Origin of the sequence: Rhodocytophaga aerolata, assembly GCF_030503435.1 — a bacterium.
GTDB lineage: Bacteria > Bacteroidota > Bacteroidia > Cytophagales > 172606-1 > Rhodocytophaga > Rhodocytophaga aerolata.
Map to the genome: position 1 here is coordinate 147685 of NZ_JAUKPO010000014.1, position 20555 is coordinate 168239.

A 20555-nucleotide genomic window follows, 5' to 3' on the forward strand; every position below is an offset into this window, starting at 1 on the left:
CAGCTAAAAAAGTATAACAAAAGCACTCTGTTGTATGTATATACATATAATAGATTCTCAAATTTGGGAAAAGATATAACAAACACTTAAATGTATACCTATTATGGCAGTTAAAGTTGCAATTATTTATTACAGTGCTACCGGTACCACTTACGAACTAGCCAAAGCTGTAGAAGAAGGAGCTAAAAACGCAGGCGCCGAAGTCCGTTTCAGAAAAGTAAAAGAATTAGCTCCGGAAGAAGCTATTAATTCCAACAAAGGGTGGGCAGCACACCGGAAAGAAACACAAAATATTAACGAGGCTACCCTGGAAGATCTGGAATGGGCAGATGCTATAATTATAGGATCACCTACCCGTTACGGATTACCTGCTGCCCAGGTAAAGCAGTTTATGGACATGACTGGTCCCTTATGGGGGCAAGGTAAATTAATAAATAAAATAGCTTCGTCGTTTGCTACAACGGCCACTCAGCATGGTGGGCAGGAAACCACTATTACTGCCATGAACAACGTATTTTACCATTGGGGGTCTATTATTGTTGCGCCCAGTTATGCTGATCCTATTATGTTTCAATCGGGAAATCCGTATGGGGCTTCGTTTACCAGCAATAATGGCGAACTTAACCCAGATGAAACTGCGAAGGCCGCTGCCCGTTTTCAGGGCAAACGTGTAACAGAAGTGACCGCTCAATTTGTGGCTGGGAAGAAGTAACACAACACCAGTTTTTTCAAAAAGCAGGCAGCAATCTAAAAAGGTTGCTGCCTGCTTTTTTGCTCTACAATACGTTGGTAATGGTTGTATTTATCTCTTGTGTAATATAGTATTACATATTCCAACAGTATCTTAGATAAGAAGAAAACTATAACCGGTAGCTATTCTAATAAAATTTGCTTATACCTCTTTCTAGTGGCTGAAATTTTGAAATATTTTTTCTGCAGGTAACATAACTCTAGCACTCCATTCAGCTTTAAGCCCGGTGCAGCTATGGAGAAATAGATCATTTCTCTCCTGAAATAGGGGATTTATAACATACTTGTTTTATTCGCTACATACACTTTGTTCCGGGTAGTTTTCTGTGGAAAACATAGTGTACTGGCTACAGTATTAAGCCTATCAAACAGTTTATTAATCAATAAAAGTATACTGATATGCTAAACGAAGTTACGTTAACAACACTCCAGTCCAAAGAGTATCTGACCACTAAATACGCCTCCATTTCCTTCATCCCAGCTTCAAGAATTGCTATTTGTACAGTTAATACCTCTTATATTCCTATTACCGATTTTAAAGAAACATTCTCTAAAATTGGTGAGCTGATAAAAAAAGAAAAGATTACTAAGTTTATTTTCGATAAACGGAAAATGACTATTTTTCATCAGCCTTCTATGGAGTGGTATCATCTGATCTGGAAAGAAGAAATGTATAAGGTTGGCCTTGCATCGCACAGAAAGCTATTGCCTAATGATAAATTGTTTGAGCAGAGTGTGATTACCGGTAGAAAAAAAATTGCCAGAGATAATCCGGATTTTATATTTGAGAAATTCGATATACGCTACTGTACTTCTATAGAAGAGGCAATCAGCAAATAAGTTAGCTGACTCATTAAACTAAAAAGGCTTTCAACTCAGTTGAAAGCCTTTTTAGTTTAAACAGAATCATCCTTTTCGGAGTATACAGTGTAGCAGAGAGAAACTTGACTCTTACTACTAACTTAGATGTATGGCCCGCAAAAATTTACTTGAGTTTACACCCAAAGGAATCTATTGTCAGCAAGCCGATATATATATTGATCCCTGGCAACCAGTAAATAAAGCAATTCTCACTCACGCCCATGGCGACCATGCCCGCAGAGGCAGCAACTATTACCTGGCACACCATACTTCTGCACATGTGCTCAGATTACGGTTGGGTGAAGATATTAACCTGGAAACCATAGCCTATAATGAGCCCATATACATACATGGCGTAAAAGTAACCTTGCACCCGGCAGGGCATATTGTGGGCTCTGCCCAGATCAGGCTGGAATATGAAGGGGAAGTATGGGTTGCATCCGGCGACTATAAAACAGAACCAGACTTTATTAGCCAACCTTTTGAGCCAGTAAAATGCCATACCTTTATTACCGAATCAACTTTTGGGTTGCCTGTTTATCAGTGGAAACCTCAGCCTCAGATAATGAATGAAATTAACCAATGGTGGGAAGATAATCAGAATCAGGATAAAGTAAGTGTGGTATTTGCCTATTCTTTAGGTAAAGCACAGCGTATTTTATGTAACCTGAATCACGAACTAGGAAAAATATTTGTGCACGGGGCCATCTGGAATACTAATGAAGCACTAAAAAAAGATGGCCTACACATTCCTGCAACCATTCGTGTCAATAGAGAGCTGGCTAAAGATGAATACAGGGGTGGAATAGTTATAGCTCCTCCGTCAGCCCTAGCGACTCCCTGGCTCAAAAAATTCCAGCCATATGCCACTGCTGCCGCTTCCGGCTGGATGACGTTACGGGGAGCCAAGCGGCGTAAAGCTTTGGACCGCGGCTTTGTCTTATCTGACCATGCCGACTGGAATGGCTTAACTTCAGCCATTGATGCCACCGGAGCACAACGGGTATATGTAACGCATGGTTATAAATCGGCTTTTGCCAGGTATTTGAATGAAAGAGGAATAGAAGCCTATGAAGCAGAAACTTTGTTTGAAGGAGAAAGTATAGACAATGTGCCGGTAGAGGGAGAAGATTAATTGTCTTCTATTGGACTAACAGCCAGCTTATCGGAACAATGCTCTAATAATTCCTGATTAGTTTTGCCAAGCACCGGATGTACAAACTGCGGGGCTATTTCTGCCAGCGGAACAAGTGTAAATCTGCGGCTGGCAATTCTGGGATGTGGAATACTTAATGTTTCTGTTTCAATAATTTGATCATTAAAATACAGTATATCAATATCAATTATGCGGGCTTCCCACCGGATTCTTCTTTCCCGCCCAAGCTCTTTTTCAATTGAATTAATTACCTGTAACAATTCTTGCGGAAGCAGAGTTGTTTGAAGAAGCAAAACCTGGTTCCAGTAAGCAGGCTGGTCGGTAACCCCCCAGGGCATAGTTTCATAAATAGAAGATGTTTTTATAATCCGGCCTGCCTGTTCAGAAAGATGTACCATTACTTCAAGCAGGTTCTGGTGTTTGTTACCTAAGTTTGTGCCGAGCAGCAGGTATGCTAAATTTGCCATTCATGTATAAGTACTCAAATTTATACAACTGTTTATATACATTTGCTATATTTTATACGTAAATATTCATTCTTATTATTATATTAATCCATGCTACAATTCTTTAAATTTGTTTTAGCCACCATCGTAGGTTTGTTCTTCTTTATGCTGCTGATGCTGGTTATTTTTATAGGAATCGGTTCTGCAGCTTCTTCCGGCGATCCGGTAAAAGTGGAGGCTAATTCTGTACTCAAACTAAAATTCGACAAACCTATTGTTGAACGCAGCAAAAATGATCCGCTGAGTGAACTGAATCTTCCTTTTGGGCAGCAAAATAACATAGGCCTGATCCAGCTACGTGAAGCCATAGCCAATGCTAAGTTAGACGATAACATTAAAGGAATTTTCCTGGAAATGGATATGTCCATGAGTGGTGGCTATGCAACCATTGAAGAAATTCGTAATGCCCTGCTAGATTTTAAAGAGTCAGGAAAATTCATTGTGGCGTTCGGAGAGTATTATACAGAGAAAGGATATTACCTGGCATCAGTAGCCGACAGTATTTATGTACATCCGGTAGGTGGCCTGGAGTTTAATGGCATTAGTGCAGAAATGCTTTTTTTGAAAGGAACGTTGGATAAACTGGAAATTAAGCCAGAAGTATTTAAAGTAGGCGAATATAAAAGTGCAGTTGAACCTTTCCTGCTTGAGAAAATGAGCGAACCCAGCCGGGAGCAAACCATGTCTTATCTGAATTCTATTAATAATTTCTCCTTGCAGAATATTTCCAAAACCAGAAATATCCCAGTGTCAGAGTTAAAAAAGATAGAAGATTCGCTGCTGATACGTGAACCCGAAGATGCCTTAAAATACAAGCTAATTACCCACGTGGCTTATTACGATCAGGTAGCCTCTGGCATCCGCCGTAAATTGAAGATAGAAGAAGATAAAAAAATTAATTTTATTGGACTGTCGCGGTATTCCAAAGCAGAAAAGAAGTTGACCTTAGGTAGTGCAGATAACCGTATTGCTGTTATTGTTGCCTCCGGTGATATTCAGTCTGGTAAAAATCAGGATGAGGTAATAGGCTCTGAAGATATTGCCGAAGAACTGAGAAAGGTCCGCCTGGATAAAAAAGTAAAAGCGGTAGTATTACGAATAAATTCACCTGGTGGAAGTGCCTTAGCTTCTGATGTTATGTGGCGTGAAGTAATAGAAACCAGGAAGGTAAAGCCAGTAATTGCTTCTATGTCTGACCTGGCCGCTTCCGGAGGCTATTATATGGCGATGGGCTGCGACACCATAGTAGCTAACCCCAATACTATTACTGGTTCCATTGGTATTTTTGCGGTATTGTTTAATGTAGAAAACTTTCTAAAAAATAAGCTAGGCATTACCACAGACAATGCTGAAACGAGTCCATACGCTGACCTGGGATATCCAACCCATCCGGTTTCGGAGTTTGAGCGGAAAGTTATTCAGACGAGTGTAGAGAGAGGATACGACATATTTACTACCAAAGCAGCTCAGGGCCGCGATATGCCTGTAGAACAACTTCGTAAAATTGCTTCCGGACGGGTATGGTCAGGATTAGAGGCTAAAGAAAACGGATTAGTTGATATTTTAGGCGGTCTGGACGACGCCATAAAAATTGCGGCAAAATCAGCTAAAATTGACAAAGATTACCGGGTTCGGTATTATCCGGCACAGAAAACTTTTCTGGAAGAATTATTCACAGGTATGAATGATGAAGCAGAAGCTAAATTGTTAGAAAGCCAGTTTGGTGCCATGGCTCCTTATGTAAAGTCATTCCAGAAAATACAACGATGGGAAGGTATTCAAGCCAGATTGCCTTTTGACGTAGTTTTTAAATAATATAATTTTTAATGTAGTTGCCTTAATGGCTAAATTGATAATTTTTCATCAATTTAGCCATTAAATATTTTGAGCATTCAATACAAAATGGGTTATGGAAATCAGAAACAATTGGACCAGAGAAGAAATAGCTGAACTATATCATTTACCGGTTTTAGACCTAATCTATAAAGCTGCCACCGTTCACAGACAGCACCACGATCCACAGGAAGTGCAGGTATGTACCTTGCTTTCTGTAAAAACAGGCGGGTGCCCCGAAGATTGTGCCTATTGTCCACAAGCAGCTCGTTATCATACGCAGGTAAAAGCACACAAGCTATTGCCTACGGAAGAGGTCTTAGCGGCAGCTCTCCGGGCGAAGGAATCGGGAAGTACCCGTTTTTGCATGGGTGCTGCCTGGCGTGAGGTAAGAGATAACAAAGATTTTGACCGGGTACTGGATATGGTAAAAGGTGTAAACCAGATGGGTATGGAAGTATGCTGCACCTTGGGTATGCTTACCGAAGAACAAGCCGTGAAATTAAAAGATGCCGGCCTGTATGCCTATAATCATAACCTGGACACCAGTGAAGAGCATTATGATAAAATAATCACTACCCGGACTTATAATGACCGCCTGGAAACAATCGATCATGTTCGGAAAAGTGGAATTTCTGTATGCTCAGGAGGCATTATCGGATTGGGCGAAGGTGTAGAAGATAGAATAGGAATGCTGCATACCTTAGTAAATCTGCCGGAACACCCGGAATCTGTACCAGTAAATGCCCTGGTTCCTGTAGAAGGCACACCTTTAGAAGAGCAGGAAAGAGTATCGGTATGGGAAATGGTGCGGATGATTGCTACTGCCCGTATCCTGATGCCCAAAGCGATGGTACGCTTATCAGCAGGCAGAGTACGGATGAATACCGAAGAACAAGCCTTATGCTTTCTGGCTGGAGCCAACTCTATATTTGCCGGCGACAAGCTGTTAACTACGCCTAATCCGGAAATAGATGCCGATAAACAGTTGTTTCAGACTTTAAACTTAAAGCCTCGCCAATCGTTTAAAGGAGAAGGCAGCATTCGGTTTGAACAAATACCTTTGTAAATAATTTGCTCCATGTTGTGCAGATTTGAAAGGATATTTACGTAGCTGTATTCATTCAAATACGTAGCCACTGACTGATTTTCAAATTTGCACAACGTGTGTATGCTTGAACAACTGATAGCACAAGGGGAAAATACCACAGTAGAATTTAAGAGTACCATTGAAAGTGCCGCTAGAATTGCTAAAACGCTGGTGGCTTTTACTAATACCAAAGGAGGTACCCTGCTTGTGGGAGTATCCGATAATGGTAATATTACTGGTATATCTTCCGAATTGCAGGAAATGCAGAAAATAGAGCAGGCAGCCCAGTTTCTGTGCGACCCACCTATTGAACTTAGTTATCAAACTATTTCTGTGGCATCTAAAAAAGTATTGCTTATCTCAATTGAAGAAAGCAAGCATAAGCCGCATTTTGTGAAAGAAGCGCTAGGAAAACAAACAGCCTATGTCCGGGCAAAAGATAAGAGTGTACCGGCTGGCAAAGGCATGCTCAACTTGTTACATATAGAAGATAGCATTCAAAATGTGCAGCTATTGCATTCCAGGCACGTAAAAGCTTTGCTTACTTTCCTGCGGACTAATGAATATGTAACAGCAAAAAAATATGCCAAGCTTATTAATATCTCGGAGGGCAGGGCAGGTAAAATACTAAAAGAACTCTGTGTAAGTGGCATCTTGCTGTTACACGACCGGCAAAAGCCAGTTATGTACTCACTCAAGTAAAAATTACAAGTCAATCTGTAAGAATAGCAATTCAGAGCCGCCCTGGTCACTATCTGTTACGGCTACTACATCTATTTGCCCGGAATTTACCTGCCCAAGAACGGCAATTGATTCTATTTTACCAAGGTAGGTGGCACCTTCATACTCCACTAAGCTGCTTTTTAAGGTATGGTTGCTCAGATCTATCAAACCAATATAACTTCCTGCAATCTCTCCGTCATCAATTTCATTTAAGGTGTTTTCTACAGAGGCTGTAAAAAATAAGGTAGATGTACCGGGAATAAACGTTATACCTGAGAAACCAGCCTGTACGCCTGTTAACCTGGGTAGAGCAAATGATTGAATAACTGGAGCCGGCAAATAAGCTGACTTCTGCAGCAGGTATTCATATAAACCTTCAGCAGGATAACTGATGAGTACATTTTTTCCGGTAATGTTTCCCCGCTGAATGAATACAATATGTTCTGGATTAGCAGCTATTCCCTCTATATTTAGCTTACCTGTGCTTACTACTTCTGGCAACTCCCTAAGCTGGTTGTACATACCTGTTAAAGGAAGATGCAGAACGGTATTGGTTGATAAATCTAGTAAATATCCGTTGTCTCTTTCTGGACTTTTAGAACCCGAACCTACCGCCAGCAACCTTTTCTTTCCATCTACTTCTATACAGGTTAATGCTTCAAAGTCTGGTTTATTTTGTTTAGCTATTCTTCCCTTTAGTGTAGCTGGCGAGTTGAATAAGGCAATCTTGTTTAATAGCTGTGCTTGTTCATTCAATACATATAGCCAGGAAGAGTCGTCACCTATAATATAAATGGACTTGTCTATTACTTCTACGCCGGAAGCAGAAGGTACATCTGATAAAAAATACTTGCGGCGGATATATACTTTCATAAGAAATCAAGAGAGATTGCCCGATAACCTTGCTTGTAATCTAATGCTATTTATTAAAAAAGGATAGGCAACGCCTATCCTTTTTTAACGTAAGTATCGTAAACCTATCTAAGCAGTAGCTACATTTTTGTTAGCAGATGTTTGTTCAATAGCCTCTTTACCAAACTTCTTTAGCATCTTGTAATGGGAAACAAGTGCTCCACCAAAGGTTTCATTTTCAATATATGGTAAATTAAATTCCTCTGCAGTCGCTTTAACAATATCCGATATAGTCCGGTAATGAATATGGCAAACACGTGGGAACAAATGATGCTCTATCTGAAAGTTTAATCCTCCGCAAAGAAAATTAGCTAAACTGCTTTTACGGGCAAAATTAGCTGTAGTCCGCATCTGGTGTATGGCCCAGGCTTCTTCTATATTGCCACTTTCATTAGGCATAGGAAAATCGGTACCTTCTACCACATGAGCCAGTTGAAAAACTAGGCCAAGTACTAAGCCTTCTGCCAGATGCATAGCTACAAAACCGATCAGAAATTGCCACCAGGTAATATCCAGTACAACTAAAGGGATGATAATGAATAAGGTATAGTATACAGCTTTATAGAAAAACAGGTTAAATATTTCTTTCTTAGGATGCTTGCTGTTATCATAGTTGCCAATTTTTTTCTGAAAGAACTTTTTGTAGTCTTTTCTGAATACCCATGAAATAGAAGCAAGGCCGTACAATAGAAAAGCATATAAATGCTGATACTGCTGAATCTTATTTATTTTATCCTCGGGTGAAAGGCGTATCAACCCTGGTGCTACTTCTATATCTTCATCATGTCCTGGAATGTTAGTAAAAGTATGATGCACCACATTATGAGTAATACTCCATACATAGGCATTAGCTCCAAGAATATCAAAGGTATGTCCAAGTAATTTATTTGTCTTGGGATTAGAAGTAAAGGCACCATGAATAGCATCGTGGCCGATATTGAAAGCTGAAAAAGCTGCAAACATTCCTAATAGGATAGCCAGGATAAGCATAACTCCCGGACTGAATATATTAGAAATAATTAAACTGTATAGGATTACTGTACCTCCCAGAAAGAAGATAGCTTTTCCCCACATTGCAGCGTTTGCATTTTTAGAGAGATTATTTTCTTTGAAATAGGTATCTACACGTTTTTTAACAGTTGCAAAAAATTCAGACTTTTGAGTATCTATAAACCGGACTTTATTGGACATAATAAGATAATGAATAAAATAAATTTAACAAAACAATGCACACCAAACAGACTTATCATATATCCTTATGCTCTACATGTAGAGAATAAAGGCACATGAAGTATAAACTCTATTTGTCGCGAGGAAGTTAAAAGATTTTGAAAATTAATAAAAGCTGTAGGGTTGTTACAAAAGTTAGTACACATTCGTTCAGAATTAATCATTTGAGGAAGTAAGGATTCTGGGTTGAATTAAACGTAGAACAGGGTTAAGTATATAATTATTCTTGAAGCACTACAGCTAATAGCGTTATATACTACTTTTAGTAACGATTTTGCCTAAAGCTTTAGTACGCTCAATCCTCCTCTTCATCTTCGTGTTTGAATGAATAAAGTGTATTATCCAGGACTAATTTATTTGAATTAAAGTCATTGACAAATTTCTTGATTACATCTTCTGTAACTTCTTCTATATTCAGGCAGGCTTCCAGCGCAACACCATAATCGAAATCCGGATCTACGTTTACATGTTCCTGTACTTTTATGGCATCGGTATCTTCTAATTCTGCCATTACTTCTGCCTTAAAGTTTTCTGCTTCTTCATCCAGGTCTTCCGGGAGGAGGAGTTCTCCATTGGCATCTTCTTCAAAATCCCATCGTTTATAGTTGGGGAATTGCTGGGCTGTTTTGTCTTCTGCTGCTTCGTATAGTACACTGCTGTGGTGCAGGCGAAGCGTATATAACACGGCATCATAAATTACTTCCTTGCCTTCATAATCTCCTACAAACAAAAAATGGGCAAACTCCTCACCCTGAGGTTCATTTTCATTTAAAATGTACGGTTTGTTCTCTTTTCGGCATGCATCCTTTACTTTTTGAATTTCCTTGGGATCCAAGCCCGGATTTTGTTCAGACATAACAAGTAGTAGGTTTATTGTAAAAAGTAAATCTATAAAAACTGTTACGTATTTCTCATAAAAGTGTTAAAAATAAAAAAGGAGCCAAAAACAACTACTCCTTTCTGATAGGAATAGTTGTTTTTCAACTCCTCTTATTACGTATAGCAGATATTTTTATCTAACCATCAGCAACTCTCTGTATTTAACTAAAGGCCAATCTTCATCATCTACCAGTAGTTCTAGTTTGTCTACTGCATAACGAATCCGGTCGAAATAGCCTTTTACTTCATTGCCATAAATGGTAGCACGTTTCTGGATATTTTCTGTGTTGTTGGCTTTTTTACGGGTTTCGGTCATGTCTTCTACAGAAGCCAGCAACGTATCTACATACTCAGAAATTTTCTTGATCGCATCTATGGTGTTTTTGGTGTGCTTTGCTTCTATACCCACGCCCCTTAAACCTTCCAGGTTTTTCACCAGTACACTTTGATACTTAATGGCTGTTGGAATAACATGGTTCAGCACCAGGTCGCCCATCACACGAGATTCAATCTGGATTTTCTTGATATAGTTTTCCAGCATAATTTCGTAACGTGCATCCAGTTCGCGGTGAGAGAATATGCCATGTTTTTCAAATAGTTCTACACTTTTCTTAGATACATACACACCTAGTGCTTCAGGAGTAGATTTCATATTGGATAAGCCTCTCTTGGCAGCTTCCTGTACCCACTCTTCAGAATAGCCATTTCCTTCAAATAAGATGTTTTTAGAGTCTTTAATGTATCTGCGCAGGACATTTACAATAGCTACCTCTTTTTTCTCCCCTTTGTCTATTAACACATCTACCTCTTTGCGGAACTGGAATAATTGATTAGCTACGATGGTGTTTAGTACAATCATGCTGGAAGAGCTGTTGGCTGCTCCACCTACAGCACGGAACTCAAACTTATTACCAGTAAAGGCAAAAGGAGAGGTACGGTTACGGTCAGTGTTATCAAGTAAGATAGGTGGTATTTTGTCGATACCCAGCTTCATGTACATGTTGTCGCCTTTATCAATCTTGATTGTAGCATTTTTCTCCAGTTCATCCAGTACGCTAGTCAGCTGTGAGCCAATAAATACCGACATAATAGCTGGCGGCGCTTCGTTAGCACCCAGGCGGTGCTCATTTCCGGCAGAAGCAATACTGGCCCGTAGTAGATCAGCATTATCGTGTACAGCTTTGATAATATTGATAAAGAAGGTCAGGAACTGCAGATTCTCTTTAGGTTTAGAACTAGGAGAAAGCAGGTTTTTTCCTGTGTTTGTACCTAAGGACCAGTTGTTATGTTTTCCGCTACCATTGATACTAGCGAAGGGCTTTTCGTGGAAAAGTACTTTAAAGTTATGCCGTTCAGCTACTTTTTCCATCAGATCCATCAGCAGCAGGTTGTGGTCTACAGCCAGATTCACCTCTTCGAATGTAGGCGCACACTCGAACTGGCTGGGAGCTACTTCGTTGTGGCGTGTACGGATAGGAATACCTAATTTTAAGGCTTCTGTTTCGAAGTCGAGCATAAAGGTAAGCACCCGCTGTGGAATAGAACCAAAATAGTGGTCTTCCAGCTGCTGTCCTTTTGCCGGAGAATGGCCAAATACAGTACGTCCTGTCATAACCAGATCAGGGCGGGCAGCATACAGGGCTCTGTCTACCAGGAAATATTCCTGCTCAGCACCCAAAGTAGCGATGACTTTGGTTACACTTTTATCAAAATAATCGCATACAGCCGTGGCTGCTTTATCTACCAAAGAGAGAGCTTTTAATAATGGAGCTTTATAATCCAGTGCTTCTCCTGTATAGGAAACAAATATAGTAGGAATACATAATGTACAGCCTGATGGACTTTCCAGAACGAAAGCAGGAGAGGAGGGGTCCCAGGCAGTATAGCCTCTGGCTTCGAATGTATTCCGGATACCGCCACTAGGGAAGGAAGAAGCATCAGGTTCTTGTTGTACTAGAGCAGTTCCCTTGAATTTCTCTAAAGCTTTTCCATTAGGCATCAGATCAAAGAATGCATCATGTTTTTCTGCGGTAGCACCGGTTAGCGGCTGAAACCAGTGGGTATAATGGGTTGCGCCTTTGGAAAGAGCCCAGCTTTTCATGGCTGCAGCTACTGCATCCGCTACATCCTCATCAATTTTATCGCCTTGCTCAATGGCGTTAGTTACTTTCTTGAAAACATCTGAGCTTAGGGTAGAACGCATGGCGTCTACACCGAAAACATTCATTCCGTAATAATCGGATACTTTGTTAGAGGGAGGGGTTACTGGTATTGAAGGCCTGCTCTGTGCAAGTTCCAAAGCCTTAAATCGAAGTACTGCCATATTTTGTAATTTTTATAATAAGGGGTTAAAATCAGGGTTAAAGCTACAAATTTTATATGAATTACAAGCAAATGACTTAAAATTTTTAATAATTTTTTGGTAAAACTATATATTTTTTGTGAAATGCCAATTTTTTGCCTTCTCGGTCAATAACTCTATAGATCGTAAACCTTTGGCGAATTGTGAATGTATAGGATGTAGAAAAATGACATGTACTATAAAAGTAAAAGAGGCAGATGCAAGCTTATCCACAAAAACCACTCGTAACTATTTTAAGGCGTGAAGTTTAAAAAAGCAAAATTTTATATGGTTCCAAATAAACAGTGGCTTATCTTATTCTGCATACGTTTACAAGGGTAATCAAAAATAGAAAAGCCTTGTAAATTATACAAGGCTTTTGCAAAACATCTAAAAAATACCAGTATTTTTATTATTTTTTCATTAAAATGTTCAGTAAATAGTAAAATTTTGGAGGTGTTTTTAAGAAAAGATGTCTTTTTTCTTGAAAAGCATCTCTTTTTAAAAACAAGTTAATTTGTCCATGAACCGAATTTTCCACGCCGGTAATCTTCATACGCCTGGTGAATTTCTTCTTCAGTATTCATAACAAAAGGCCCCTGGGCCACTACAGGTTCATTTAAAGGTTCGGCATGACCAAATAATACAATACTTTCTGATTGTGCTTCCAGTTGCATAAGTTCATCATCATTATTGAACTCCGTAAGATGTAAAGCTTCTATGGTTTGCCCGTTCACCAGGAGTTTGCCCCGAATTACATAAAAGAAAATATTGTGGCTCACTGGCACTGTAAAAGTAAGCCTGCCTCCCGGTTTAAAGTATATGGTGTTTAAATGCACACCAATTTGTGAGGTAAAAGCCCCACTTTTTCCCTCCCATTCTCCGGAAATCAGGTTGATTTGCACGTTTCCGTTATCAGTTGTAATAGTTGGTATAGCTTCTTTTTGCAAGCCTATGTAGTTAGGTTCGGTCATCTTTAGCCTGGAAGGCAGGTTTAGCCAGAGTTGCAATATTTCCATACCGCCCCCTTTTTCTTTGAAAGCTGGCGAAGAGACTTCTGCATGTATTAATCCTCTACCTGCTGTCATATATTGTACGCCTCCGGCTGTTATTACACTCTCATGCCCGGCAGAATCTTTATGCATAATGTCTCCATCCAGAATAAATGTTACTGTTTCCATTCCTCTATGTGGATGCGGGCCAAAAGGCAGGCCATTATTACGCGGTTTGTAGTGCTGTGGCCCGTGATGGTTTAAAAACAGAAAAGGGTCAATTTGCTGCAAGGACCGGGAAGGCAGCGGTGAATACGTAATCAAGTCAGCAATGGGTGCATAAGCTGCTTTATGAATTTTCTTTATACTTCTCATACTCTTTTAACTAAGGAAAGTGGTGTGTTTAATTTACTCTCCATGTAACAACTATTACGTACGTATTTGTTTGAAATTTCTACCTCTGGCTTCCCACTATCTTTGGAGCTTGCCTCTGGTCGAATGCACTCCTCAGGTTCCCACATTAATAGTTTTGCTAGCAACTCTTGTATAATTTATACCCATGCCAAATTGCGGCCTGTCAAATACTGATTTATCTGTTGGATACCTACATGCACTGCATCTTGTGCATGCAAAAAGCATTTAATCTAGCCACCCAAATCAGGACAAATACACTCAATTTTATTGCTGAAGTAGTAAAATAGAAGTGACTATACTTATTATATCAAGCCAGTATAAATTACTACTCCGTAGCCGGCTTATGCAATGGATTCTTTGCTCCATGCTCCATTTACCAGCCGCCAAATATTTAAAGGATTTTCATTTTTTAAGGCATCCGGTAATAATACTGCCGGAAAGTCCTGGTAGCATACAGGCCGGGCAAATCGTTTGATGGCAGCCGTTCCTACAGAAGTAGACCGGGAATCGGTAGTAGCCGGATAAGGTCCACCATGTACCATGGCATAGCCTACCTCTACTCCTGTTGGGTACCCATTAATTAACAAGCGGCCTACTTTATTTTCCAGAATGTCTATTAACTCCTTATATTCTTCCAAATCCTGTGGCGTAGCATGCAACGTGGCCGTTAAATGTCCTTTCAGATTTCTGGCTGTTTCCAGTATTTCCTCTTTAGTATCGCAGGTAATATACACGGTAGAGGGGCCGAATACCTCTTCTGCTAGTTGCGGATTTTGCTGCAAAGCTTTGCCAGTAGATTGTAACAATACAGCTCCGGCGGCATTGCTTGCCGGTTTGCCTTCCACTTCTGCTACAACTTCCACACCGGCAACCGATTTTAAATGGGCTATTCCTTTGTTAAACGATTGGCTCATAACAGGCGTAAGCATGGTAGCTGGGGCTGTTGCTCTTAAATATTCCCCTGTTTTTGTTATAAAAGCTTTGGTAGCTTCGGATTGCAAGGTAACTACTAACCCCGGATTGGTGCAGAATTGCCCTACACCTAACGTAACCGATTTGCTAAGCCCATCCGCTATGGTTGCACTTCTTTCTTTTAAGGCTTGGGGTAAAACGAACACTGGATTAGTGCTGCCCATTTCTGCATATACTGGAATGGGTTCTTCGCGTTTGGCAGCCGCATCGAATAATGCTTTTCCCCCTCTGTATGATCCGGTGAATCCGATAGCTTTTACCAGCGGATGATTTACCATAGCCATACCTACTTCATGTGAAGTACCATGTAGCATAGAAAAGACTCCTTCTGGCATACCTGTATCTTGTGCAGCTTTTTGAATAGCCCGGCCTACCATTTCAGACGTACCCGGATGCGCCGGGTGTCCTTTGACTACTACTGTACATCCTGCAGCCAAAGCAGAAGCAGTGTCACCGCCTGCTACTGAGAAAGCAAAAGGAAAATTACTAGCTCCAAAAATGCCCACTACACCCAACGGAATATGTATTTGCCGGATATCTGGCCGGGGCAAAGGCTGGCGGTCGGGGAGGGCTGTATCTATGCGGGCATCTAGCCAGGAGCCTTCGCGAAGTACGGTAGCAAATAATTTTAACTGGGTAGTTGTCCGGCCTCTTTCGCCGGTTAGGCGGGCTTCCGGCAAAGCGGTTTCTGCCATGCACTGTTTAATTAAGAGATCACCTAAAGCCATAATTTCTTCAGCTATTCTTTCCAGAAAAGTAGCTTTTTGTTCTGGGCTGGTTTTGCGGTAGGCAAAGAAGGCTTTAGCTGCCAGTTGTACGGCTTGGTCTACTTCGGCCTGTGTAGCTTCATAAAATGTAGTTTCTAATTTATTATTGGTTGCAGGGTTAATGCCGGTAAATGTTTGTGTACCCTGGTTAGAAAAAGAGTTTCCTATAATGTGTTGTCCGGTTAATGTCATGGTAGTTAAGTGGAATTTGTTGTTTTAGTTTTACTAAGGAAAGTACGAGTAGCCTAATGGTACGACTATACTACCATAGGTAATTTGTTTTCATAAACCTTGCCCTTCACTCAAATTTGATCGAGTTATTCTTTATTAAATTTTTTTGATAATACTGAGACGTTCAATTTTCCAATAAATATATTCTCCTATAATTCGTATATCGTTTGTCCAGTATCCTGTTTCTAAGTCAATATCTCCAAAGTCAATCACTACTGGGTTAATTGATTTTATTTGCCCATATCCTTCATATTCCCAATCTTTACTATGAAACAGTTCTTTTTTCTTCGTTCTGTTTTCCGAAAAATGGACTTCCCAAGATAAAGAAGCATTCAGAGAAGTTATATAAACAACAGCTGTTTCTCCCTTTGCAAAGCTTTGTCCATAAGAGAAAGCTGTAATAAGCCCTCCATTTTTCCCTCTGAATAATACAGAACCCTCAGGCGGATCTTTACTGAGAAACCAGTCTATATCAACTATATTCACTGTTGTTTCTAAATCTGGCACCTCTGGATCTGGTATTATAGATTAATTCACAGTATTTACCAACGTACCAATATGTTCAATGGTAATACGAATTATGTCGCCACTTTGCAAGGTAAAATCATTGTCTGGTACAATGCCAGTACCTGTCAGCAAAATGCTTCCTTGCGGAAAAGAACATTCCTTGTATAGGTAGCCTACCAGTTCTTCTTCTTTGCGTTTCAGGCTTTGCAAGGTAATCTCTCCATTAAATACCCTTTTGTCGTTTCTCTGAATAATCATCTCTATTTTACTATCCCTGGAAATCGGCTGTTGAGTAATATATACGCAGGGTCCCAAACCACAGCTCTTGTCATAAGTTTTAGCTTGCGGCAAATACAATGGGTTTTCGCCTTCAATACTTCTGGAACTCATATCGTTGCCAACGGTATACCCTACAATTTTGCCATTTGACGTAATAACTAACGCTAATTCTGGTTCAGGCACATTCCAGGTAGAATCTTTGCGGATATTTACCCCTTGTCCGGACCCTACTACTCTGTTTGGGGTAGCTTTAAAGAATAATTCTGGCCGGTCGGCGCTATATACCCGGTCATAAAAATCGCCTCCGCCAGCCTCTTCTGATTCTTCCTGTCGGGCAATTTTGCTTCGCAAATACGTTACTCCTGAAGCCCAAACTTCCTGATTGCCGATAGGAGGCAGTAATTCTTTTTGCAGATAGCTACTTGCATCAGGGACTGGTTTGGCAGATTGGATACTTGCTGAGACAGCATCATATAAGTCATCTCTGTTAATAAAACTATCCCAATCTGTTTGCGGAAGTAAAAAATAGGCTTGATTATTTTCAATGAGAATACCATTGCGCAAGTTGTATGCTTTCATAAGGCAGGTGTAAAGCTTAGATTTAAACGTGTTTTTGTATATAGCTCACAAATAAATCAAAATTTAACTATTCCATCTTTCTTTTGCATGAATTATTTACAATATTGAGCCCCGAACATAACCATAAATTAAACTTATACGCCTAAACTTTATGAAACTATTCCGTTTCGGTGCACCTGGGCAGGAAAAACCCGGCCTTCTTTTAGCTGATGGACGTAAAATTGATGCAAGTGCTTTTGGGGAAGACTATACCGAAAATTTTTTTGCTACTGACGGACTTAGCCGTTTACAAGCCTGGTCTATAACCAATGCAAATACTGCCCCCACTGTAAAAGACGATGTCCGCCTGGGCCCTGCCATTGCCCGTCCAAGCAAAATTATCTGTATTGGGTTGAATTATAAAGATCATGCAGCAGAAAGTAAAATGGCTACACCTACTGAACCTATTGTATTTTTTAAAGCCACTTCTTCGTTATGTGGGCCAAATGATGATTTAGTTATTCCTAAAAACAGCAAAAAAACCGATTGGGAAGTAGAATTAGCTGTAGTAATTGGCAAAAAAGCTTCTTACATAAGCGAAGCCCAAGCCATGGACTATGTAGCGGGATATGTGTTGCATAATGATTACAGTGAGCGGGAGTTTCAACTGGAGCGGGGCGGCCAATGGGTAAAAGGCAAAAGCTGCGATACCTTTGCCCCACTTGGGCCTTTTCTGGCAACAAAAGAGGAGATTGTTGATCCGCATAATTTGCGTTTGTGGCTGAAATTGAATGGAAAAATGCTGCAGGATGGCAACTCTTCCAACCTGATATTTAATATACCTTTCCTGGTAAGCTACCTGAGCCAGTTTATGTCTTTACTTCCTGGAGATGTTATTTCTACAGGCACACCGGCAGGTGTTGGCTTGGGATTTAATCCTCCCATCTATCTAAAGCCTGGCGATGTAGTAGAATTGGGTATTGATGGCCTGGGCTCTTCCAAACAAGTAGCTAAAGCGTATAGTGGCGCAGAGTCATGAAACAACTAGCCAAAACTATCCTGCTGAAGGATGATCCTAAACTGATAGCCCAATACCACCACTACCATAACCATATATGGCCTGAAGTAGTAGCTTCGTTCAAACAAGTAGGAGTGGATAATATTCAGATATGGATAGTAGGCAGACGGCTATTTATGCTTATGACTACGACAGATGCGTTTAACCCGGATACAGATTTTGATAAGTATATTCACCTGCATCCAAAAAACAAAGAATGGGAAGAGCTAATGGCTACTTTTCAGGAAAAGGCTCCGGAAGCAAAGCCCCATGAACATTGGGCAGCAATGGATCTTATTTTTCAAATGAACAGCTAATTGTGCAACCTATTTGTAAATATTGCTTATAAAGCCTAACAAGTTATGGGAGTCTAAGAAGATACATTCAGCATCAACTGCTATCAAACTTAGATCACCATTCGTAGTATCACCGAAAAACCAGTTATCACATGAAGATTGACGCACATCAACATTTCTGGCATTACTCGCCTCAAGATTTTACCTGGATTACAGAAGATATGTCTATGATCAGGCGGAATTTTTTACCCCAAGATTTATTGCCTGAACTTGAAAAAGCCAATTATCATGGATGTGTAGCTATACAAGCAGCCCAGTCAGAAGACGAAACCCGGTTTTTATTAAGCGAAGCGGAAGCACATCCGTTTGTTAAAGGAGTTGTTGGCTGGGTAGATTTGCAATCTATTCAAGTAGACGACAGATTAGCGGTGTTTGCCAGCAGTGGAAGACTGGTAGGCGTCCGGCATGTCGTACAGTCTGAGCCGGATGACCAGTTTATGCTGCGGCCAACCTTTCTCAATGGAATCAAGCTTCTGGAAAAATATAACCTAGCCTACGACATTTTAATTCACCCTAAGCACTTACCGGTAGCGGTTCAGTTCGTCAAGAAAAATCCAAATCAGCGGTTTGTACTGGATCATCTGGCTAAGCCTTATATAAAAGATAATTTACTAGAGCCTTGGTCTAGCCACCTGCATGCACTGGCTACCTATGATAATGTATATTGTAAACTTTCTGGCTTGGTTACAGAGGCCGACTGGTATAATTGGGCTCCGGAAGATTTTATTCCTTATCTGGAAGTAGCCTTAGATGCATTTGGAACTAACCGGCTGATGGTAGGGTCAGATTGGCCAGTATGTACCTTGGCAGCAAATTATGAGGAAGTTATGCAAATTGTAGAAGATTACGTATCTGATCTGTCTACGAATGAACAAGCCCGTATATTAGGACTGAATGCAGTGGATTTTTATCGGTTAAAATAAGTTTACTCTTTCAACAAAAAAATCGCTGATCTGAATCTATGAATTTACATTTAACACATAAAGTAATCATTGTAACCGGCGGTTCAAGTGGCATTGGGGAAGCCATTGTAAAAGCATTTCTGTCAGAAGGAGCCATACCTGTTATGGTAGGCAGAGATGAAGAAAAAGGCAGAAGTTTAGAGGCTGAGTTGAATGCTACCGGAGCGCAAACATTTTTTATTCAAGCTGATTTAACAGCAGAGGATGCATGTAAAAGGGTAGTTGAGCAAACCATTAGCAAATTTGGCAAAATAGACTGCTTAGTAAATAATGCCGGTGTTAACGATGGCGTGGGATTAGATAAATCCCCTGCTGAATTTATGAAGTCCATTCAGAAGAATTTGTTTCATTATTATACCATGGCTCATTATGCTTTACTGCATTTGAAAGCCACCAAAGGCACTATTATCAATATTGGTTCTAAAGTGGCTAATACTGGTCAGGGAGGCACCTCTGGTTATGCAGCATCCAAAGGAGGGATTCAGGCTCTTACCCGCGAATGGGCGGTGAGTTTACTTGAAGACGGTATACGGGTTAATGAAGTAATTCCAGCAGAAGTCTGGACTCCTTTGTATGAGTCGTGGATAAATACCTTTCCCAATCCACAAGAGAAATTACAAGAAATAACTAGGCGTATCCCTTTTGGAAAACGGTTTACCACATCTGAAGAGATAGCCGATGCTGTGCTTTTTCTGGCATCCGACAGAGCTTCGCATATAACCGGACAGCATTTATTTGTAGATGGAGGTTACACGCATATGGATAGAGCTGTTGGTACCTAATGTAGAAAAGTTTACTTTTTTAATAAACTACTGTAGGTAGTCTAGTATAAAAGTCAGGAACTTTTCATTCATAAATTGCATTATATTAAAGCTGTATAAGGAGAGTAAAATTGCAATAAGCACTATTTGGTATTTTTTCTAAGCGTTTCAACGCTTTTCTACAAAGCCGCTAATTTTTATATCCTAAGGTATTTTAATAAAGAGATAGGTTCAGTATCGAAAATTTATTCTAAAAATAATTGCTAAAGTATTTGGAAAGGTAGGAGGAGTCGGGTAGGATTGCAACCCGATTGGGAAGCGAGCGGGAGCCAACGGTGCAGGGCAAGAATCTGAAGGCTAAGGCAAGAAAAAAAGAGTAAAAAAAATAGGTCTTTAGATTTGGGGGGAAACAAAAAGC

The 20555-nt window shown here is 40.2% G+C and carries 19 protein-coding genes; 10 read left to right on the forward strand and 9 right to left on the reverse strand.

Annotation, left to right across the window (positions count from 1 at the left end; translation table 11 throughout):
* The first annotated feature begins 103 nt into the window (after nt 1–103).
* The 3 genes from wrbA to Q0590_RS21645 all read left to right on the forward strand — a co-directional run bounded on the left by wrbA (nt 104) and on the right by Q0590_RS21645 (nt 2746).
* Nucleotides 104–712, forward strand: a complete 609-nt coding sequence (gene wrbA / locus Q0590_RS21635; RefSeq protein ID WP_302039694.1) for an NAD(P)H:quinone oxidoreductase — start codon at nt 104–106, stop codon at nt 710–712.
* A gap of 437 nt (nt 713–1149) precedes the next feature.
* Nucleotides 1150–1590 carry a hypothetical protein gene (locus Q0590_RS21640; RefSeq protein WP_302039695.1) on the forward strand — a complete coding sequence of 147 codons (441 nt, stop codon included), beginning with the start codon at nt 1150–1152 and terminating at the stop codon, nt 1588–1590.
* Nucleotides 1591–1720: 130 nt separating this feature from the next.
* On the forward strand, nt 1721–2746 hold the full coding sequence (locus tag Q0590_RS21645) for a ligase-associated DNA damage response exonuclease (protein ID WP_302039696.1): 1026 nt from the start codon (nt 1721–1723) through the stop codon (nt 2744–2746).
* Here the strand turns inward: Q0590_RS21645 and folK are convergent.
* Entirely contained in the window at nt 2743–3234 is a 492-nt protein-coding gene (gene folK / locus Q0590_RS21650; protein WP_302039697.1) for a 2-amino-4-hydroxy-6-hydroxymethyldihydropteridine diphosphokinase, read from the reverse strand. The genes Q0590_RS21645 and folK overlap by 4 nt on opposite strands.
* Before the next feature lie 90 nt (nt 3235–3324).
* Between folK and sppA the strand changes: the two genes are divergently transcribed.
* The 3 genes from sppA to Q0590_RS21665 all read left to right on the forward strand — a co-directional run bounded on the left by sppA (nt 3325) and on the right by Q0590_RS21665 (nt 6898).
* A complete protein-coding gene (sppA, locus tag Q0590_RS21655; protein WP_302039698.1) occupies nt 3325–5088 on the forward strand; it encodes a signal peptide peptidase SppA in 1764 nt (587 codons plus the stop codon).
* 94 nt (nt 5089–5182) lie between these two features.
* On the forward strand, nt 5183–6175 hold the full coding sequence (gene bioB, locus Q0590_RS21660) for a biotin synthase BioB (protein WP_302039699.1): 993 nt from the start codon (nt 5183–5185) through the stop codon (nt 6173–6175).
* 102 nt (nt 6176–6277) lie between these two features.
* The gene (locus tag Q0590_RS21665; protein WP_302039700.1) at nt 6278–6898 is read left to right on the forward strand and encodes an AlbA family DNA-binding domain-containing protein; all 621 of its coding nucleotides are present in this window, start codon (nt 6278–6280) and stop codon (nt 6896–6898) included.
* 3 nt (nt 6899–6901) lie between these two features.
* Here Q0590_RS21665 and Q0590_RS21670 read toward each other — a convergent pair whose 3' ends face one another.
* The 8 genes from Q0590_RS21670 to Q0590_RS21705 form a co-directional block, all read right to left on the reverse strand.
* Nucleotides 6902–7792: a DUF6929 family protein gene (locus tag Q0590_RS21670; protein ID WP_302039701.1), complete on the reverse strand. Its 891-nt coding sequence runs from the start codon at nt 7790–7792 to the stop codon at nt 6902–6904.
* Nucleotides 7793–7900: 108 nt separating this feature from the next.
* Nucleotides 7901–9022 carry a fatty acid desaturase family protein gene (locus Q0590_RS21675; RefSeq protein WP_302039702.1) on the reverse strand — a complete coding sequence of 374 codons (1122 nt, stop codon included), beginning with the start codon at nt 9020–9022 and terminating at the stop codon, nt 7901–7903.
* 334 nt (nt 9023–9356) lie between these two features.
* On the reverse strand, nt 9357–9917 hold the full coding sequence (locus tag Q0590_RS21680) for a hypothetical protein (RefSeq protein WP_302039703.1): 561 nt from the start codon (nt 9915–9917) through the stop codon (nt 9357–9359).
* Nucleotides 9918–10073: 156 nt separating this feature from the next.
* Complete coding sequence (locus tag Q0590_RS21685) at nt 10074–12263, reverse strand: glutamine synthetase III family protein (RefSeq protein ID WP_302039704.1); 2190 nt, start codon at nt 12261–12263, stop codon at nt 10074–10076.
* A 530-nt stretch (nt 12264–12793) separates the two neighbouring features.
* Nucleotides 12794–13648 carry a pirin family protein gene (locus tag Q0590_RS21690; RefSeq protein WP_302039705.1) on the reverse strand — a complete coding sequence of 285 codons (855 nt, stop codon included), beginning with the start codon at nt 13646–13648 and terminating at the stop codon, nt 12794–12796.
* Between the two features lie 380 nt (nt 13649–14028).
* Entirely contained in the window at nt 14029–15618 is a 1590-nt protein-coding gene (locus tag Q0590_RS21695; protein ID WP_302039706.1) for an aldehyde dehydrogenase (NADP(+)), read from the reverse strand.
* Nucleotides 15619–15753: 135 nt separating this feature from the next.
* A complete protein-coding gene (locus Q0590_RS21700; protein ID WP_302039707.1) occupies nt 15754–16164 on the reverse strand; it encodes a hypothetical protein in 411 nt (136 codons plus the stop codon).
* Between the two features lie 21 nt (nt 16165–16185).
* Complete coding sequence (locus tag Q0590_RS21705; RefSeq protein WP_302039708.1) at nt 16186–17022, reverse strand: fumarylacetoacetate hydrolase family protein; 837 nt, start codon at nt 17020–17022, stop codon at nt 16186–16188.
* Between the two features lie 151 nt (nt 17023–17173).
* On the opposite strand from Q0590_RS21705, the gene Q0590_RS21710 reads away from it, so the two are divergent.
* The 4 genes from Q0590_RS21710 to Q0590_RS21725 all read left to right on the forward strand — a co-directional run bounded on the left by Q0590_RS21710 (nt 17174) and on the right by Q0590_RS21725 (nt 20158).
* Nucleotides 17174–18040: a fumarylacetoacetate hydrolase family protein gene (locus Q0590_RS21710; protein ID WP_302039709.1), complete on the forward strand. Its 867-nt coding sequence runs from the start codon at nt 17174–17176 to the stop codon at nt 18038–18040.
* Nucleotides 18037–18375 (forward strand): L-rhamnose mutarotase, encoded by a 339-nt coding sequence (locus Q0590_RS21715; protein WP_302039710.1) that lies wholly within the window; start codon nt 18037–18039, stop codon nt 18373–18375. The genes Q0590_RS21710 and Q0590_RS21715 overlap by 4 nt, the downstream gene beginning before the upstream one ends.
* 131 nt (nt 18376–18506) lie before the next feature.
* On the forward strand, nt 18507–19337 hold the full coding sequence (locus Q0590_RS21720) for an amidohydrolase family protein (RefSeq protein ID WP_302039711.1): 831 nt from the start codon (nt 18507–18509) through the stop codon (nt 19335–19337).
* 38 nt (nt 19338–19375) lie between these two features.
* The gene (locus Q0590_RS21725) at nt 19376–20158 is read left to right on the forward strand and encodes an L-fucose dehydrogenase (RefSeq protein WP_302039712.1); all 783 of its coding nucleotides are present in this window, start codon (nt 19376–19378) and stop codon (nt 20156–20158) included.
* Nucleotides 20159–20555 lie beyond the last annotated feature (397 nt).

Excerpts from the sequence above, each read along its gene's own strand:
- bioB (WP_302039699.1), top strand. The coding sequence starts at position 5,183 with ATGGAAATCAGAAACAATTGGACCAGAGAAGAAATAGCTGAACTATAT.
- folK (WP_302039697.1), bottom strand. The coding sequence starts at position 3,234 with ATGGCAAATTTAGCATACCTGCTGCTCGGCACAAACTTAGGTAACAAA.
- wrbA (WP_302039694.1), top strand. The coding sequence starts at position 104 with ATGGCAGTTAAAGTTGCAATTATTTATTACAGTGCTACCGGTACCACT.
- Q0590_RS21665 (WP_302039700.1), top strand. The coding sequence starts at position 6,278 with ATGCTTGAACAACTGATAGCACAAGGGGAAAATACCACAGTAGAATTT.
- Q0590_RS21680 (WP_302039703.1), bottom strand. The coding sequence starts at position 9,917 with ATGTCTGAACAAAATCCGGGCTTGGATCCCAAGGAAATTCAAAAAGTA.
- Q0590_RS21725 (WP_302039712.1), top strand. The coding sequence starts at position 19,376 with ATGAATTTACATTTAACACATAAAGTAATCATTGTAACCGGCGGTTCA.
- Q0590_RS21690 (WP_302039705.1), bottom strand. The coding sequence starts at position 13,648 with ATGAGAAGTATAAAGAAAATTCATAAAGCAGCTTATGCACCCATTGCT.
- Q0590_RS21685 (WP_302039704.1), bottom strand. The coding sequence starts at position 12,263 with ATGGCAGTACTTCGATTTAAGGCTTTGGAACTTGCACAGAGCAGGCCT.
- Q0590_RS21705 (WP_302039708.1), bottom strand. The coding sequence starts at position 17,022 with ATGAAAGCATACAACTTGCGCAATGGTATTCTCATTGAAAATAATCAA.
- sppA (WP_302039698.1), top strand. The coding sequence starts at position 3,325 with ATGCTACAATTCTTTAAATTTGTTTTAGCCACCATCGTAGGTTTGTTC.
- Q0590_RS21695 (WP_302039706.1), bottom strand. The coding sequence starts at position 15,618 with ATGACATTAACCGGACAACACATTATAGGAAACTCTTTTTCTAACCAG.
- Q0590_RS21710 (WP_302039709.1), top strand. The coding sequence starts at position 17,174 with ATGAAACTATTCCGTTTCGGTGCACCTGGGCAGGAAAAACCCGGCCTT.
- Q0590_RS21675 (WP_302039702.1), bottom strand. The coding sequence starts at position 9,022 with ATGTCCAATAAAGTCCGGTTTATAGATACTCAAAAGTCTGAATTTTTT.
- Q0590_RS21640 (WP_302039695.1), top strand. The coding sequence starts at position 1,150 with ATGCTAAACGAAGTTACGTTAACAACACTCCAGTCCAAAGAGTATCTG.
- Q0590_RS21670 (WP_302039701.1), bottom strand. The coding sequence starts at position 7,792 with ATGAAAGTATATATCCGCCGCAAGTATTTTTTATCAGATGTACCTTCT.
- Q0590_RS21645 (WP_302039696.1), top strand. The coding sequence starts at position 1,721 with ATGGCCCGCAAAAATTTACTTGAGTTTACACCCAAAGGAATCTATTGT.
- Q0590_RS21715 (WP_302039710.1), top strand. The coding sequence starts at position 18,037 with ATGAAACAACTAGCCAAAACTATCCTGCTGAAGGATGATCCTAAACTG.
- Q0590_RS21720 (WP_302039711.1), top strand. The coding sequence starts at position 18,507 with ATGAAGATTGACGCACATCAACATTTCTGGCATTACTCGCCTCAAGAT.